The 16,872-nt window shown below is 70.4% G+C and carries 13 protein-coding genes; 8 read left to right on the top strand and 5 right to left on the bottom strand.

Features of this window, described 5'->3' with window-relative positions:
- Positions 1-110: 110 nt before the first annotated feature.
- A complete protein-coding gene (locus ACO073_RS09905; RefSeq protein WP_421997085.1) occupies positions 111-1,109 on the top strand; it encodes a CobW family GTP-binding protein in 999 nt (332 codons plus the stop codon).
- Positions 1,106-2,737 (top strand): amidohydrolase, encoded by a 1,632-nt coding sequence (locus ACO073_RS09910; RefSeq protein ID WP_421997086.1) that lies wholly within the window; start codon positions 1,106-1,108, stop codon positions 2,735-2,737. The genes ACO073_RS09905 and ACO073_RS09910 overlap by 4 nt, the downstream gene beginning before the upstream one ends.
- Before the next feature lie 103 nt (positions 2,738-2,840).
- Here ACO073_RS09910 and ACO073_RS09915 read toward each other — a convergent pair whose 3' ends face one another.
- From ACO073_RS09915 to ACO073_RS09930, 4 genes are all read right to left on the bottom strand, one after another.
- Entirely contained in the window at positions 2,841-4,181 is a 1,341-nt protein-coding gene (locus ACO073_RS09915) for a BPSS1187 family protein (protein ID WP_421997087.1), read from the bottom strand.
- Entirely contained in the window at positions 4,178-5,290 is a 1,113-nt protein-coding gene (locus tag ACO073_RS09920; RefSeq protein ID WP_421997088.1) for a hypothetical protein, read from the bottom strand. Before ACO073_RS09920 ends, ACO073_RS09915 begins: the two co-directional genes overlap by 4 nt.
- A gap of 587 nt (positions 5,291-5,877) precedes the next feature.
- Positions 5,878-6,423 carry an RNA 2',3'-cyclic phosphodiesterase gene (gene thpR / locus ACO073_RS09925; RefSeq protein ID WP_421997089.1) on the bottom strand — a complete coding sequence of 182 codons (546 nt, stop codon included), beginning with the start codon at positions 6,421-6,423 and terminating at the stop codon, positions 5,878-5,880.
- Entirely contained in the window at positions 6,389-7,120 is a 732-nt protein-coding gene (locus ACO073_RS09930) for an arylesterase (protein WP_421997091.1), read from the bottom strand. The genes thpR and ACO073_RS09930 overlap by 35 nt, the downstream gene beginning before the upstream one ends.
- Positions 7,121-7,216: 96 nt before the next feature.
- On the opposite strand from ACO073_RS09930, the gene ACO073_RS09935 reads away from it, so the two are divergent.
- The 5 genes from ACO073_RS09935 (at position 7,217) to ACO073_RS09955 (ending at position 13,347) form a co-directional block, all read left to right on the top strand.
- Positions 7,217-7,876, top strand: a complete 660-nt coding sequence (locus ACO073_RS09935) for an ABC transporter ATP-binding protein (RefSeq protein WP_421997417.1) — start codon at positions 7,217-7,219, stop codon at positions 7,874-7,876.
- Positions 7,877-7,909: 33 nt separating this feature from the next.
- Entirely contained in the window at positions 7,910-10,423 is a 2,514-nt protein-coding gene (locus tag ACO073_RS09940; protein ID WP_421997418.1) for an ABC transporter permease, read from the top strand.
- Between the two features lie 137 nt (positions 10,424-10,560).
- The gene (locus ACO073_RS09945; protein WP_421997092.1) at positions 10,561-11,310 is read left to right on the top strand and encodes a Bax inhibitor-1/YccA family protein; all 750 of its coding nucleotides are present in this window, start codon (positions 10,561-10,563) and stop codon (positions 11,308-11,310) included.
- A 102-nt stretch (positions 11,311-11,412) separates the two neighbouring features.
- Entirely contained in the window at positions 11,413-12,747 is a 1,335-nt protein-coding gene (nhaA, locus tag ACO073_RS09950; RefSeq protein ID WP_421997094.1) for a Na+/H+ antiporter NhaA, read from the top strand.
- Positions 12,748-12,840: 93 nt separating this feature from the next.
- A complete protein-coding gene (locus ACO073_RS09955; RefSeq protein WP_421997096.1) occupies positions 12,841-13,347 on the top strand; it encodes a winged helix-turn-helix transcriptional regulator in 507 nt (168 codons plus the stop codon).
- A 1-nt stretch (position 13,348) separates the two neighbouring features.
- Here the strand turns inward: ACO073_RS09955 and ACO073_RS09960 are convergent, their stop codons facing one another.
- A complete protein-coding gene (locus ACO073_RS09960) occupies positions 13,349-13,528 on the bottom strand; it encodes a DUF4169 family protein (RefSeq protein WP_421997097.1) in 180 nt (59 codons plus the stop codon).
- An 84-nt stretch (positions 13,529-13,612) separates the two neighbouring features.
- On the opposite strand from ACO073_RS09960, the gene ACO073_RS09965 reads away from it, so the two are divergent.
- A complete protein-coding gene (locus tag ACO073_RS09965; RefSeq protein ID WP_421997098.1) occupies positions 13,613-16,870 on the top strand; it encodes an AsmA family protein in 3,258 nt (1,085 codons plus the stop codon).
- Positions 16,871-16,872 lie beyond the last annotated feature (2 nt).

A 16,872-nucleotide genomic window follows, 5' to 3' on the forward strand; every position in this document is an offset into this window, starting at 1 on the left:
GGATAGAGACCGCTGAGCACTTGCTGTTGTTTCGGCGGGTCCTTTCGATCCGGCGGAGTCCGGCCGGATCGAAGGGATCCCAGGGCACGCATCCGAGCGGATCAGCCAACGTGCAAGCGACTGCGCATATCCCGGTGACCATCCTTGCCGGCTACCTCGGAGCCGGCAAGACGACGCTGCTGAACCACATCCTGCGGCACGCCGCCGGGCGACGGATCGCCGTCCTCGTGAACGACTTCGGCAGCATCAACATCGATGCCGGCCTCGTGGACTCGCGCGGCGACGGCGTGGTCGAGTTCGCCAACGGCTGCATCTGCTGCAGCATCAGCGGAGGGTTCGCCGAGGCGCTGGCGGCGCTCGCGGCGCGCCGGCCCGCCCCCGAGCAGGTGGTGATCGAGGCGTCCGGCGTCTCCGATCCGGTGAAGGTCGGATACTTCGCCGCGATGCCGCCCTTTCGCCTCGACGGAGCTGTCGTGCTGGTCGATGCGGAGACGGTTCGCGACAGGGCCGTCGACCGCTACGTGGGCGGGACCGTGCTGCGGCAGCTCCGCGGCGCCGACCTCGTCGTCGTCAACAAGACCGACCTGGTGAGCGAAGGCGTGCTGGCGGCGCTCTGCCGGTGGCTGGGCGAACAGGCGCCGCAGGCCCGCCTCGTCACCAGCCGCTTCGGCCAGGTGCCGGTCGGGATCCTGGTCGGACTGCACGATCCGGCAGGCGACGAGGCGAGCGGCGAGGTCGTGGCGGCCGATCGCGGCCACGCCCCTCATGAGCATGCCGACCCTGTCCACGATCGCGAGTATGCGAGCAGCAGCCTGACCCTGGACGAGCCAGTCGACGAGGCCGCCTTTCGCGCGGCCGTGGCGGCATGGCCGCCCTCTGTCCTGCGCGCCAAGGGATTCGTCCATCTGCGACAGGCTCCCGGGCAGCGCCACCTCTTCCAGCTCGTCGGCCGGCGCTGGACCCTGGAGCCGGACCGGCCCTGGGGCGGCGAGCGGCCGCGAACCCGCCTGGTCGCCATCGGTCCTGCCGCCACCTTCGACGGCGCCGCCTTGTGGCGCCCGCTGGCCGGCCAGCCACCGTCCCCTCCCACCGAAGGCGACAAGACATGACCTCCGCAGACATCATCTTCGTCGGAAAGAACATCGTCACCATGACCGAGGCCGCGCCGTCGGCCCGGGCGCTGGCCGTTCTCGACGGGCGGATCCTGGCGGTCGGCGAGGAAGCGGCCGTGATGGCGGCCCGCGGTCCCGACACCCGGGTCGTCGACCTGGGGAGCAGGGCCCTGTTGCCGGGCTTCATGGACGGGCACAGCCACTTCATCAACGCCGTGCGCTTCTCGACCTGGGCCAACGTGTCGTCTCCTCCCGTGGGCAAGGCGGAAGACATCGCCGGCGTCGTCCGGCTCCTCGAGGAGCACCGGCAGAAGCGGGGGCTTCGGCCCGGCGAGTGGCTGATGGCCTATGGCTACGACGGCACGACCCTGACGGACGGGCGCGAGCTCACGCGCGCCGACCTCGACCCGCACTTTCCTGACAATCCCGTGCTGATCCTGCATGTGTCGCTGCACGGGGCCGTGCTCAACACGGCGGGCTTCAAGGCGGTGGGCTTCGATCTCCTCGCGCCGACGCCGCCCGGCGGCATGACCGCGCGCCTGCCCGACGGCAAGGAGGCGGCGGGGCTGGTCATGGAGCATTCGTTCATCCCGATCTACCTCAAGATGCCGACCGCGACCGAGGACGAGCAGCTCGAGGGCTTCGCGGCGGCGCAGGCGCACTATGCCGCCAACGGCTACACGACCACGCAGGACGCACCGATGGAGCCGGCCACGCGCCCGCTCTATCATCGCGCGGCCCGCGAGGGCCGGCTCGTGATCGACATCGTCGGCTACGTGAACTGGCTGGAGTTTCCGCAGATCCTCGAGAAGCACGCGGAGCCGTTCGGGCAGGGCTACGACCGGCGGTTTCGCATCGGTGGCGTGAAGATCGTGGCCGACGGCTCGCCGCAGGGGAAGACGGCGTTCTGGTCCCGGCCGCTGCTCACGCCCGGCCCGGGCGGCGAGACCGACTGGCACGGCGAGCCCAACGTCACGCCGGAAGACCTCGATCGGCTGGTCAAGCTCGCCTATGACAACGGCATCCAGGTGCTGACGCACTGCAATGGCGATGCCGCCATCGAGATGATGCTCGAGGCCCACGAGAAGGCGGGGGCGCCGCAGGGACGCCGCACGGTGATCGTCCATTCCCAGTTCGTGCGTCCCGACCAGCTCGAGCGCTACGTGCGCTACGGCATGCTTCCGTCCTTCTTCACCAACCACACGTTCTTCTGGGGCGACGTCCACGTCGAGAATCTCGGCCGGGAGCGCGCCTTCTTCCTCAGCCCGGCGCGCACCGCCCGGGCGATGGGCATCCGCTTCACCAACCACAGCGACTTCGCCGTCACGCCGCTCGATCCGATGTTCATCCTGTGGACCTCGGTCAACCGCGTCTCACGCTCGGGGACGATCATCGGCCCCGACGAGCGGCTCACGGTGTGGGACGGGCTGCGGGCGCTGACCATCGACGCGGCGTTCCAGTACGGCGAGGAGCGCGAGAAGGGATCGCTGGAGGCGGGCAAGCTGGCCGACCTCGTCGTGCTCGACGCCAATCCCCTGGAGGTCCCGGCCGCCAACCTGAAGGACATCAGGATCCTCGAGACCTTCAAGGAAGGCCGCTCGATCCATCGCGCGGCCGATTCATAGCTGGGGCCGTGCCACTCCGTGGCGCGTCTTTGGAGCGCGGACCTGGAGGTCCGCGCTCCGATGGATTCACAATCGCTCTCCCCCGTCGCGCTTCGGTCACGCTCTACGGCGACCGGCCGAGGAAGAACGCGCGATCCTGGTCGTAGGTCGGGCTGTAGAGGCCCTGCCCGTGATAGAGGTTGCGGCGCCGGGCGACCTGCGGCGACACCGGCAGGTCCTGCCGGAAGACCCGGACATGGTCCGGCGGGATGCGCAGCGCGGCATAGGCCCGGGCGATCAGCCGGGCGGTGTCTTCCTTCTCGTGATAGCCGGCATACCAGCGCTGCGGCGGCGTCCGGCTGGGTGCCGACAGCCAGGGCGCCAGCACATCGCCGTGCCCCTTCTTCACCATGAAGTCCCACGGGCTCGAGAACAGGATGACCCGGGCGACCTCGTGGCCCTGGGCGATGAAGGCGGCCATGCCGGCGCCCTGCGACTGGCCGGCCAGGGCGATACGGCTCCACCTTGGCGCCCCACCCTCGAGATAGCGGCGCCAGCCGCGCTGCGGCTGAAGCCGGTCGAGATACTGCAGCAGCTTCGCGAGGCGATTGACGATCGACTCCGCCGGCGTGTTGTCGATGGCGGGATCGAGTGCCGTGCCGTCGCCATAGATGCGCATGCGACGGAAGTTGCCCGAGCAGTCGGGATCCGGCCGGTGCGGACAGAACTGGGCGACGGCGGGAACGTCGTTGGTGGCCAGCGAGATGACGCGATAGCCGGCATCCGCGGCGGCCTTGAGAAAGCGCAGCGGGCCCGGCGGCCGTCCGTCGGTGCCCGGCAGGAACACGAGCAGCTCGGCATCCGGCCCGCTCCTGTCGTCGAACAGGACATAGCTCGGACTGTCGAAGCGGCGAATCGCGGGATCGGTCGCCGACGGCCGGACGCACGCGATCACCCGTCCCGGCTCGGGCGCGCAGGCGGGGCTCTGCGGCCGCAGGCGGCTCGCGGCGTCGAAATCGGCGATCGCCCGGCCGAACTCGCCGCGCGCGCTCCAGGCCGCGCTGCGATTGTCGTAGGCATGCGCATATCGTGGATCGAGCCGGATCGCCTGGTCGTAATCTTCGATCGCGCGCCCACGGTCGCCCTTGTCGGCGTACGCCATGCCGCGATGGTTGTAGGCGTGCGCGTAGCGCGGGCTGAGCCGGATCGCCTGGTCGTAGTCTTCGATCGCGCGATCGAGCTCGCCCTTGTGCGCCCAGGCGTCGCCGCGATCGGCGTGGAGCCGCGCCAGCTGGTTGCCCGTGTAGTTCCCGGACGCGATGGCGCGGGAGCAGGCCGCGAGCGCGCCTTCGCCCGACGGCCTCTCGCAGGTCTCGGCATCGTTCGCAGTCGCGACGGACGGTGCCATCGTGAGCGCAAGGACGGCCGCGAGCATGGCCCGCCGGAGCGGTGACGTTCTCATCATCGGCGGGCCTCCGACGGCAGGAGCCCATGCTGCGCCAGCGCCTCGCGCACGTGGTCGGCGACCATGCGATTGCCGGCCGCCGAATGGTGTTCGCTGCGGTAGACCGAGGCGAGACCGGCGGCCTCCACCATGGCGCCCATCGGCCCCGCCATGTCGAGCGTCGCGAGTCCGGCGCGGCTGGCGCAGTCGAGCACCGCGGCGACGGCCGCGGATTCCCGCTGACGCGTGTCCTGCGGCTGCGTCCAGTAGGCACGGCCATACTGTGCCAGCACCACCACCGGACGGCCGAGCGCGGCCAGCCGCGGCATCAGCCGGCAGGCGATCGTCTTGCCGGTGCCGGGCGGCAGGGCGGGAACTTCCTTGAAGTACCAGCCCTTCCGGATGCCGAGCCGCTTCACGATCTCGTCGGCCAGGATCGAGCGGCCGAACAGCCGTGCCGGCCACGGCAGAGCCACCGGCTCGCCGGGACGGCCGGGGACGGGGACATTCTTCAGCACGAGGCCCTCGCCGGACGGCGCGAAGTAGGGCTTGGGCCGGCTCCAGGTGACGACCATCTCCGATCGTCTTATGTCGCCGGGCGTGAAGCCGACGACGATGGCGAGCGGAGACAGCCGGGCGGCCAGCCGCTCGGTGTTCAGCACCGTCTGATCGAGCGAGTATCCGCTCACTCCGGCGTTCAGGACCGTGCGGCCGATCTGGTCCTGCAGGTAGGCGGGCCAGGTCTCGGCATCATCGACCTCGTCGCCCTTGGCGAAGGACGAGCCCGTGACCAGGATCGGCGGTGTCGCGAGCGCGGCGGGTGCCGGCGCGAGGCGGAAACCGGCCTCGTCGACATTGTAGCCGCGTGAGCGGCAGCCGGCAGGCGAGGTCCAGCCGAGTTCGGCGTCGTAGGCATAGGCGCAGGGCACGCCGCCTTCCTCGTTGTTGCTCATGCGCTCGCGCGCAAGGTTGGGCCAGTGGACGAGGCCGGCCGGCCCGGAGCGGACCATCCTGCAGCCCAGCTCGAGCAGGACCAGCGAGAACAGCACGGCGCCCAGAACCAGCGCGGTCCGGGCGACGATGCCCGTGCGCCCCGCGCGGGCCGCCGCTTCACGATCGACGCTTGTCACGATCTCCGCGCTTCCCCTTCCTGCATGTCGCTGCCGCACCAGTTTAAGGCGATCTCGTCGTCGTGCGACAGGCGATCGGCGATCCCGCGGCCGCGCGATGGCCAGCTTGCCGTCACTGCCGGCAGTCTTCGCGCAGGCCTCCCCGGTGCGAAAAAACTCGCCTCGGAAGCGGAGCCCCGTGCGCCGCCTCCGGCGTGAATCGAGATCCGTCGACGCACGCCGGAACTGGCGGAAGAACGAAAGTTATAGTTAGTTGACTGGAGTAATTAGTGCCGTCATGATGCGTCAAGCGTCACAAGGCGAGGGCTTCATGGCGGATGATCCGTTCCTCGCGGGTCTCGAAGAGGGTGCGGATTGGGCCTCAGCGAGGCCGCGCGCCATCCCGAGTGGGTCGAGCAAGCGGCAAGGCAGGCCTGGCCCCGCGACAATTCGCAGTCTTGGCCATACCTGGCAGGTCGTGCCGCGATGGGCTTGGCCACGGGACTCGGATCCTCGTGTCGCTCTGGTCCGACGTGGCCGCGATCCTCTGGTTCTGTCTCTACCCGTTCTGGCCGGTGACGAGGCAAGCTGCCGAAGCGGCTGCGCTGTCAGAAGCGGAGCGGGTAGCCCGCTTCTTCCGAGTAGATCGACCCGTTGCGGCCCATCCGGCTGGAATAGAGCGCGAAATGGTCGGCGATCCACGGTCCGGCGCGGAAGGTACCGTGGCTGGCCATGAACTGCGCGAGATGGTGACCGGCCTCGGCGCCGCTGGCGAAGCGCGCCAGGGTGACATGCGGCCGGTACTTGCGGCGCTCCAGCACGATGCCGCAGTTGCGCGCGACGGTGGACACCTTCTGCTGCAGCCAGTCGAGGCGCTCGCTGCGCTCGACCGAGGCGACCAGCGCGCGCGGCTGGCGGCCGTTGACGAACTGCTCGACGCCGGCGAGGGCGACCGCGAAGGGCGGCCCGTCGATGTCGCTGAGCTCCTCCTCGAAGTCGCGCATCGTGCCGCCCTGGACCTCGCCCGCGAAGCACAGGGTGACGTGGAAGTTCTCCGGCGGCTGCCAGCGCGCGTCGGGCACGCCCGACTGCAGCGACAGGAGCTGGTCGGCAATCTCGTCAGGGACGGGCAGGGCTACGAACAGACGCGGCATTCTTGTCGAGGTTGCTGGTCACGAAGGGCAGCAGATGCTCGACGATGACGTCGACCCCCTTCGGATTGGGATGGATCCCGTCGGCCTGGTTGAGGGCCGGATCCTGCGCCACGCCCTCGAGGAAGAACGGGTAGAGCGGGACGCCGTGCTTGTCGGCCAGCTTCTTGTAGAGCCCGTCGAACTGCCGGGCATACTCCGGGCCGTAGTTGCGCGGGGCGAGCATGCCGGCGAGCCACACCCGCACACCCGCCGCCTTGAGCCGCGTCAGGATGGTGTCGAGGTTGCGCTCGGTCGTCGCCGGATCGGTGGCGCGCAACGCGTCGTTGGCGCCGAGCTCGACCAGGACGATGTCCGGCTTGTCGCCGAGCATCCAGTCGAGTCGCTCCAGGCCGCCGGCCGTCGTGTCGCCCGACACGCCGTGATTGATGACGGTGACGTTGCGGCCCTGTGCCCGCAGCGCCGCCTGCAGCCGCGCCGGAATCGCCTGGTCCGGCTTGACGCCGTAGCCGGCCGTCAGGCTGTCGCCCAGGATCGCGAGCTTGATGGCGTCGACCGGGGCAGGCGCGCTTTGTGCATGGGCGCCCGACCAGGCCGACAGGCTCAACAGGCCCGACAGGCCCGACAGGCTCAACAGGATCGTGACCAGCAGCGAATTGACCGCTGCCGCAAAACGACCATATCCCTTGGCGAATACCATGGCCTCTTTCCCGGAGCTCGCTTGACCGGCCCGTTTCCTGCCAGCCGACCGATTGCCGACGGACCCATCGTCCGTCTCGCCGACGTCCATCTCGACATGGCAAGCGATGCCGGTACGGTCAATATCCTGCGTGGCGTCAGCCTCGATATTGCCGCCGGCGAGATCGCCGCCGTGGTCGGCCCTTCCGGTGCGGGCAAGTCGAGCCTGATGATGGTGGCGGGCGGCCTCGAGCGGGCCACGTCCGGCCGCGTCGAGGTCGTGGGCCGCGATCTCGGGCCGCTGGACGATGACCAGCGGGCGCGCCTGCGCCGCGACCATATCGGCATCGTCTTCCAGGGCTTCCACCTCATTCCCACCATGACCGCGCACGAGAATGTCGCGCTGCCGCTCGAGTTCGCCGGCCGCAGCGATGCCTTCGCGCTTGCCGAGGCGGCGCTGCAGCGCGTCGGCCTCGGCCATCGGGTCAGCCACTATCCCGCACAGCTCTCCGGCGGCGAGCAGCAGCGCGTGGCCGTCGCGCGCGCGTTCGTCAGCCGCCCGCGGCTGCTGCTGGCCGACGAGCCGACCGGCAATCTCGACGGCGCCACCGGCCGGCAGGTCATGGACCTCCTGTTCGAGCTGGCGCGGGCCGACGGCACGACACTGATCCTGATCACGCACGACATGGCGCTGGCCGCGCGCTGTGACCGCATCCTTCGCATCGCCGACGGGCTGGTGGTCGGCGACGACCGCACCGCGGCGCTCGCCGCGCAATGAGCGGCGCCAACCGGACGGGACGGTGACGCCGTGATGCTGGCGCTCCGGCTGGCGCGGCGCGAGATGCGCAGCGGCCTCGGCGGTTTCCGCGTGTTCATCGCCTGTCTCGCGGTCGGCGTGGCGGCGATCGCGGCGATCCTGTCGTTCAGCCGCGCCGTCGAGGAGGGGCTGCGCGCCGATGCGCGCGAGATCCTGGGCGGCGACGTCGCCGTGTCGCTGCTCTATCGCGAGGCGACTCCCGAGCAGCTCGCCTTCATGAGGGAACAGGGCCAGTTCGCGCGCTGGATCGACAGCCGAGCCATGGCCCGGCCCGAGAAGAAGGACGGGCGGCCGACCCTGGTGCAGCTCAAGGCGGTCGAGCCGGCTTACCCGCTGTACGGCACGGTCGCGCTGAAGGGCGGCGGCAGCCTCGCCGACGCGCTGGCCCTGCGGGACGGCGTCTGGGGCGCCGTGGTCGAGGACACCGCGCTCCGGCGCATGAACATGGCGCTGGGCGACCGCCTCAAGGTCGGCGAGGTGACGGTCGAGGTGCGCGACATCATCGTCCGCGAGCCCGATCGCGGGCTGAGCGCCTTCGCGAGCCTCGGGCCGCGCCTGATGATCCCGTTCGAGGCCGTGACGGCCTCCGGGCTGGTGCAGCCGGGCAGCCTGCTGACCTGGGAATACCGCATGCGCCTGCCGGCCGGCGTTTCCGACGCCGCCGTGGTCGAGAAGCTGGGCGCGCGTTTCCCCGATGCGGGCTGGCGGGTGCGCGGGCTTGCCCAGGCCGGCGGCGGCATCCGCTTCTGGCTCGACCGGCTGACCCAGTTCATCGGGCTGATCGGGCTGGCCTCCCTCCTGGTCGGCGGCGTCGGTGTCGGCAACGCCATCGCGAGCTTCCTGGCCGGGCGCCTGCGCACCATCGCCACCCTGAAATGCCTGGGAGCGCCGGAGCGGCTGATCTTCTCGGCCTATCTCGTCCAGCTCTCGGCCCTCTCTCTCGTCGGCGTGGCGATCGGGCTGGTCGTGGGCGCCAGCCTGCCGTTCGTCGCCCAGTCGATCGTGGCCGACGTCCTGCCGGTACGCGCGCGGGTGGCCGTCTATGCCGCGCCGCTGGCGATCGCGGCGGGGTTCGGCCTGCTGGTGTCGCTGCTGTTCGCGCTCCTGCCGCTGCTGCGCGCCCGGCGCGTGCCGGCCGCCACCCTGATGCGCGGCGCCGTCGTCCATGGCGGGCGGCTGGTGTGGCGCGACGCGCTGCTGGTCGGCGCCGTGGCGCTGGCGCTGGCGGCGTTCACCGTGTTCACCGCCGACAGCCGGCGCATCGCGGGCTGGTTCGTGCTGGGCGCGGTCGGCGCCTTCGTCGCCTTCCCGCTGCTGGCGCGCCTGCTGATGCTGGCCGCGCAGCGGGCCGGCAAGCCTCGGCTGGCGGGGCTTCGGCTGGCGCTGGCCAACCTGCACCGGCCGGGCGCGCCGACCCCGATCGTCATGCTGTCGCTGGGGCTTGGCCTCACCGTGCTCGTCGCCACGGCCCTGATCGAAGGCAACCTGCGGGAGCAGCTCACCAGCCGGATTCCCAGCGATGCGCCGGCCTTCTTCTTCGTCGACATCCAGTCGAGCCAGATCGAGGCGTTCGAGAAGACCATCGCCGCCATCCCGGGGGCCGGACCGCTGGAAAAGGTGCCGTCGCTGCGCGGCCGGATCGTCCAGCTCAACGGCAAGCCGGTGAGCGAGGTCGCCGTCCCGTCGGATGCCCGCTGGGCCGTCGACGGCGACCGCGGCGTCACCTATTCGGCGACGCCGCCCGAGGGGTCGCGCATCGTGGCCGGGCAGTGGTGGGCGGCCGACTATCGCGGGCCCCAGCTCGTGTCGTTCGACGCGGGCCTCGCGCAGGCGTTCGGGCTCGGCCTGGGCGACAGCATCACCGTCAACGTGCTGGGCCGCGACATCGAGGCCAAGATCGCCTCGCTGCGCCACATCGAATGGACCACGCTCGCCATCAACTTCGTCTTCGTCTTCTCGCCCGGCGTGCTCGACAAGGCGCCGCACACCTATCTCGCCACGGTGAAGGCGACGCCGGCGGCCGAGGCCGCGATCTTCACCGCCGTCACCGACCAGTTCCCCAACGTCACCGTCGTGAGCATCCGCGAGGCCATCGAGACGGCGGCCGGCGTGCTGGGCAATATCGGCCTCGCCAGCCGGGCGATCGGCTCGCTCAGCATCCTGGCCGGCCTGCTGGTGCTGGCCGGTGCGATGCTCGCGACCCAGCAGCGGCGGGTGCACGAGGCCGTGGTGATGAAGGTGCTGGGCGCGACGCGGGCGCGCATCGCCGGCATCTTCGCCTGGGAGTTCGCCGCCCTTGGTCTGGCGACGGCCGCCGCCGCCCTCGGCGTCGGAACGCTCGGCGCCTGGCTGGTGGTCAGCCGGCTGATGGGCCTCGACTGGACGTTCCTGCCGGTCGTGGCCGTGGTCGTGGCCGTGGGCGCGATGGCGCTCACGCTGGCGTTCGGACTGGCCGGAACTATGGCGGCATTGCGGCAAAGACCGCTCGCCCTGCTCCGTAACGAATGAGTGATTGGATTCCGGCCGCCGGGACCGGAAATCGCCGGATTTCAACGCGCTAACCCTATTGATTCACCCCGTCTGTGCCCCCAGATTACGCGACGAAGGGGCAGTCCAACGAAGCCCCCTGTGGAGGCTACTGCACTATGGCTAATCCGAACTTCGGCACCTTCAATCGCGCCGGCAGCGTTGCCGACCAGGCATCGTTCGATGTCGGTCTGCGCAACCACATGGTGCGCGTCTACAACTACATGGCGTCGGGGCTCGCCCTGTCGGGCATCGTCGCCTTCGCGCTGTTCCAGTACCAGGAACTTGCCGCGTTGTTCTTCCAGCTGCAGGGCGGCCGGGTCGTCGGCCTGAACGCGCTCGGCTGGATCGCGATCTTCGCGCCGCTCGGCCTGCTGCTGCTCGTGGGCTTCCGCGCCGCGCAGATGAGCGCGGCCGGAGTCCAGGCCGTCTACTGGGCGGTGACCGCCCTGATGGGCGTCAGCCTGTCGCTGGTGCTGTTCCGCTACACCGGCGCCTCGGTGGCGCGCACCTTCTTCGTGACCGCCGCTGCCTTCGGCGCGCTCAGCCTCTACGGCTACACGACCAAGCGCGACCTGTCGGCCTTCGGCAAGTTCCTGTTCATGGGCCTGGTCGGCATCATCCTGGCCAGCCTGGTGAACCTGTTCTTCCCGTCGGGCACGATGACCTTCATCATCTCGGTCGCCGGGGTGCTGATCTTCTCGGGCCTGATCGCCTACGACACCCAGCGGATCAAGGAACAGTATGCCGAGGCCTGGGGCACCGAGGCGGCCCAGAAGGTCGCCGTGTTCGGCGCGCTGAGCCTCTACCTCGACTTCGTGAACCTCTTCCAGTTCCTGATGATGTTCATGGGTCAGGAACGCGAATAGCCAGAAGCATCCCGCTTCGATCGGCACGCCCGGGCCGCAAGGCCCGGGCGTTTTGCTGTGGAGACAGTCCCTGACGGGCTGTCGCGCCAAGGGGACACGCTCATGAGCGCCAAGAGCGACCGACCGGAACCGGACTTTCCCCAGGAGCCGATCTCCGCCCTCGGATCGCCCCTGCAGAAGTTCCTGCACACCGAGACGTCGGGCGGGCTCGTGCTCCTCGTGGCCACGGTGATCGCGCTGGCGCTGGCCAACTCGCCTCTTGCTTCGGCGTTCGAATCGATCTGGCAGACCAAGATCGGCCTGAGACTCGGGGACATCGTCTGGGACCACACGCTGCGTCACTGGATCAACGACGGCCTGGTCACCATCTTCTTTTTCGTGGTCGGTCTCGAGCTCAAGCGCGAGATCGTCATGGGCGAGCTGCGCGATCCCCGGGCGGCGGTCTTCTCCATCGCCGCGGCGATCGGCGGCATGCTGGTCCCCGCGGCCCTCTATCTCGTCCTGGTGCAGGGCGTGCTTCCGCCGCAGCCGCAGGCCGCCGCCGGCTGGGGCACCGTCATGGCCACCGACATCGCCTTCGCGGTGGGCTGCATGGCGCTGCTGGGCCGGCGCGTCCCGGTCGGTCTGCGGGTCTTCGTCCTGGCGCTCGCGATCGTCGACGATATCGGCGCCATCCTGGTCATTGCCTTCGGCTACAGTCACGGCTTCGAGGTCGTGCCGTTCGGATTGGCGGTCGGTGGCCTCCTGGTCATGCTGGCGATGCGAGCGCTCGGGATTCGCCCGATGGTGGCCTACTGGGCTGTCGGCGTGCTGATCTGGCTGGCGCTTGAACAGTCGGGCGTCCATCCCACGCTGGCGGGCGTCGCGATCGGCGTGCTCACGCCGGTGAAGCCCTGGGTCGGCGAGGCGAGGCTCGCCCACTTCCTGGAGTGGGCGCGGAGCATCGGGCGCGAGCCGGTCGAGGAGGAAGCCACGCCCATGCCGGTGCGGCAGAAGCTGGCCCGCGCCGCGGTGGAAAGCCTGTCGCCGCAGCAGAGGCTGGAATCGGCCCTCCATCCCTGGTCGGCCTTCCTCGTGTTGCCGCTCTTTGCCTTGGCGAACGCCGGCGTCGGCGTGACGGTCGGCGCCATCACCGAACCGATCGCGCTCGCCATCGTCGCCGGGCTCGCCGTCGGCAAGCCGCTCGGCGTGTTCATCGCGTCGTGGCTGGCGGTCAGGTTGAAGCTCGCCCACAAGCAGGCCGACATTTCCTGGCCGATGGTGCTGGGAGCGGGGGCGCTGGCCGGCATCGGCTTCACCATGTCGCTGTTCATCGCCACCCTGGCGTTCGACGAGGCGGCGCTGCGGTCGGCGAAGGTGGGAATCCTGGCCGCGTCGCTGATCTCCGGCGTCGTCGGAATGGCCCTCCTCCTGGCTTTCTCGCGGCGGCGAGGCTGACGGGAAGCGGGCCTCCTACGGGCCGCGCATACCTCGGCGCGGCCGGCGGCGCGCGCATTGCGCGGTCCCCGGCCGGGCCTATACTTCCCCGCCATGCGCCGAACGTCCTACGAGAGGATGAACTGCTCGATCGCCTCCGCGCTCGATATCGTGGGCGAGCCCTGGACGCTGCTGATCGTGCGCGACGCGTTCTACGGCGTGCGCCGGTTCGATGATTTCCAGGAGAATCTCGGCATCGCCCGCAACGTCCTGACGGCGCGGCTCAAGAAGCTCGTGGAGGCCGGCATCTTCCGCAAGACCGCCTACCGCGAGCGGCCGCTGCGCCACGAGTACCGGCTGACCGACAAGGGCGCCGCGCTCTTCCCGGTCATCGTCGGCCTGAAGCAGTGGGGCGACCGTTTCGGCGCGGCGGCGCGCAGCGGCAAGCCGATGGACCTGGTCGACCATCGCGACGGGCGGGCGCTCGAGCCGGTGCTGATCGACGCCGAGAGCGGCCGCCGGCTGGAGCTGACCAACGTGCGGGCCGTGGCGGGCCCCGGCGCCGATCAGGAGACGCGGGCCTTCTTCGAGCGGCTGGCCCTCGGGCGCAAGCCCGCCTGAGCTACTCGCGATCGATCCGCTTGCCGTCGACGTCGCGCTGGACGCGTTCTCTTTCGGCCTCGTCCTCGGCCTTCTGCGCCTTGGTGCGGCCGAAGCGCCGCCGGTTGGCGTCGGCCTCGACGGCGCGCTCGCGCCGTGCCTTGTCCTTGCGTGCCCGCCTCAGGTTGACGATGTCGCCCATGATGTCGGCGCCCGCCTCGTTCCGCTGATTTCAGTCGCGCCGATAATGCTCTAGTGTCGGGACGTCGGGCAACGGGAGCGTTCCATGACGTCGAAACTCCTCAGGCGCGTGCTGATCGGCGGGGGCGCCGTCGTCGGGCTGCTCGTCGTCGTCGTGCTCCTGCTGCCGTCGCTGATCGACCTCAACGGGCGCAAGCCCGAAATCGCCGCCGCCGTGAAGAAGGCCACCGGGCGCGATCTGGTGCTCGACGGCCCGATCTCGCTGTCGCTCCTGCCGACGCCGGTGGTCACCCTGACCAACGTCAAGTTCTTCAACGCGCCGGGCTCCAGCAACGCCAGCATGGTGGAGGTGAAGTCGGTCTCGGTGAAGCCGTCGCTCGTCAGCCTTCTGAGCGGGGAGCTGGCGCCGAGCGAAGTCACGCTGGTCGAGCCGAAGATCGTCCTCGAGATCGATGCCCAGGGCCGGCCGAACTGGGAGTTCGCGCCGTCGGTTGCCGCCGCCCGGCCGGCGACGTCCGCTCCCTCATCGGGTCCGTCGCTGTCGCTCGGCCGCCTGACCATCGAGAACGGCACGCTGATCTTCAGCGATGCCAAGGCCGGGCTCTCGGTCGTCGCCGAGAAGGCCGACGTCACGGCCTCGGTGCCGTCGTCCGAAGGCCCCTATTCGGTGAAGGTGAGCGCTACCGTCGCCGGCGCGCCGCTGCGCCTCGACGTGACGATCGGCACCCGCAATCCCGACGGCTATCCGACCGAGCTCCAGCTCGAGGCGGCCGGCGGCCGACTGTCTTTCAAGGGTTACCTGACGGAGATCGCAGCGTCGGGGCACCTGGTCGGCATGGCCTCGGTGTCGGCCGATGACCTGATCGCCTTCGTCGGCGCCCTGGCGACGATGACGGGCCAGCCGCGGCCCGACCTGCCGCCGCTGCTGGCCGGGAAATTCGCCTTCGACGGCGCGATCGATGCCGCGCAGACTTCGGTGGCCGCCAAGAACTTCCGGCTCGCCTTCGGGCAGGACAGCGCCAAGGGCTCGGCGACGGTCACGCTCTCCCCGAAGCTCGCGATCGATGCCGACCTCGTTGCCGACCGCATCGACCTCGATCGCTGGCTGGCCAGCCTCACCCCGGCGCCGCCGCCGGCTGCGACCGCGCCGCCGCCCGCCGGAGCCACCGCCCAGCCGGCGCCGCCACCCGGGCCGAGCGCGCTCGCCTCGATCGCCGCCGATCTCTCCTTCGAGGTCGGCGAGGTCGTCTACAAGAAGCAGGCGATCCGCAGCGTCGCCCTGCAGCTCGAGGCGCAGGGCGGTGCCGTCGCGGTGCCGAAGCTCGCCGCGACCCTGCCCGGCGATCTCGTCCTGCAGGCGCGGTCGACGATGTCCGGCGATCCCAGCCGCCCGACGGTGGCGGGCGAGTTCAGCTTGGTCGGCCCCAAGCTGCGCCAGACGCTGGACTGGCTGGCCGTCGACGTCTCGTCCGTCCCCGCCGACAAGCTCCAGCGGCTCAGCCTCAAGGGCCGCATGGCGTCGACCGGCGGTAACGTCCAGGTGAGCGACGCGGCCTTCGAGCTCGACGACCTCAAGGGCACCGGCGGCATCACCGTCACCTTCGGCGTGCCGCTCGCGATCGTGGCCCAGGTCAACCTCGATACGCTGGACCTGGATTCCTATCTCGCCGCGCCGGCCGGCGGGTCGCCGGCGGGCGGCGCGCCCGCCGCCGCATCGTCCGCCGCCAGCCGGGTGCTGGGGCCGACCATCGGGCTCAAGGCCAGGATCGCCCGGCTCATCTGGCACAAGGAGACGATCGGCGGCGTCGATGTCGACGTGGCGCTGCGGGGCAGCACGTTGCGGCTCAACGACGTCAAGGTCTCGAACCTGGGCGGCGCGCGCCTGGCGGTGCGCGGTACGGTGGCAAACTACGATGCGGCCCAGCCGCGGCCCGACATCGCCTTCAACTTCGACGCGCCCGATCTCGACCGCGTTCTCAAGGTGGTGGGCACCGCACCGACGGGTATCGGCGCCGTGACGGCGTCGGGCGGCGTAGCGGGCAGCCTTGAGCAGGTCGCCCTGCGCGAATTCACGCTCAACGCCGCCGGGCAGAGCGTGCGGGCGACCGGCACCCTGTCGCTGCCGGGGGCCGCCCAGGGAACGCCGAAGTCGGCCGCCTACAAGGGCAACCTGGTCCTGAACGGGCAGGCGCTCGACGGGTCGGTCGACGCGACGCTCAGCGGCCGGCCGCAGGTCAATGCCGACCTGCGCGCGAACGTGCTCGACCTCGGCAAGATCGGCGGAAGCGGTGCCGCGGCCAAGGCGCCGGCGCGCGGCCGGCCTGCGGCAGCCGCGCCGATCGACACCGGCCCGCTGCGCAGCGTCGACGGCTCCTTCAAGCTCGCGGCCACCAGCCTCGTCGACGGCTCGCTGCGCATCGGCAATGCCGACCTCGCCGCGACCCTGAAGGGCGGCGTGCTGACGATCGCCCACTTCAAGGGGGCGATCTATGGCGGGACCCTGGCGCTGTCGGGCGTGGTGAACGCCAGCCAGCCGGCGCTCGCGATCGACCTCAAGGGCGACGTCACGGGGCTCTACATCAGCGAGATGCTGCGCGGCCTCGCCGGCACCAACGAGTTCGGCAGCACGATCAAGGTCACGGTCGACGGCCGGCTGAACGCTTCCGGGCTGACAGTGCGGGCGGCCGGTGCGACCGCCGACCAGATCAGGAAGTCGATGGCGGGCGGCGCGCAGCTCGGCGGCCACATCTTCGTCGGCGCCGACAAGGCGCTGCAGTTCATCGGCACGGCGCTGGCCGGCGTGGCCGGCGGCGTGATCGACCAGACGCTGGGCAACCTCCTGGGGGCGGCCGGACAGCAGGGCGGCATCGGCGCCAGCAACATGCTGAACGCGATCTCGCTGGTGCTGAACCGCTTCGTCAATCGCGACAATCCCATCAGCGGGCGGGTCGACATCGCGGGCGGCCTGCTGACCGACAAGGGCCTGGCGGTGCAGGGCAACCGGGCGACCGCCCACATCGCGACCCGCACCAACATCGCCGCCTCGACGACCGACACGACCATCAACGTCGTGATCGCCGAGGACACGTCGGCGCCCTATCTGGTCACGACGGCGCGCGGACCGCTGTCCTCGCCGGCGCTGCGCGTCGCGCGCGGCACCGCCAAGGACCCGCCGGGGATGAAGAGCACGCTTCCCGGAGCGGCCAGCAACATTCCCGGCATCGGCAACATCGTGGGCGGGCAGGGTGGCCAGCAGCAGCAGCAACAACAGCAGCAGCAGCAGCCGTCGCAGCGCTCGCCGATCCAGTTGCCGATCCAGATACCCAACATCTTTGGCCGTTGAGG

The organism is Reyranella sp., assembly GCF_965229815.1.
Lineage (GTDB): Bacteria > Pseudomonadota > Alphaproteobacteria > Reyranellales > Reyranellaceae > Reyranella.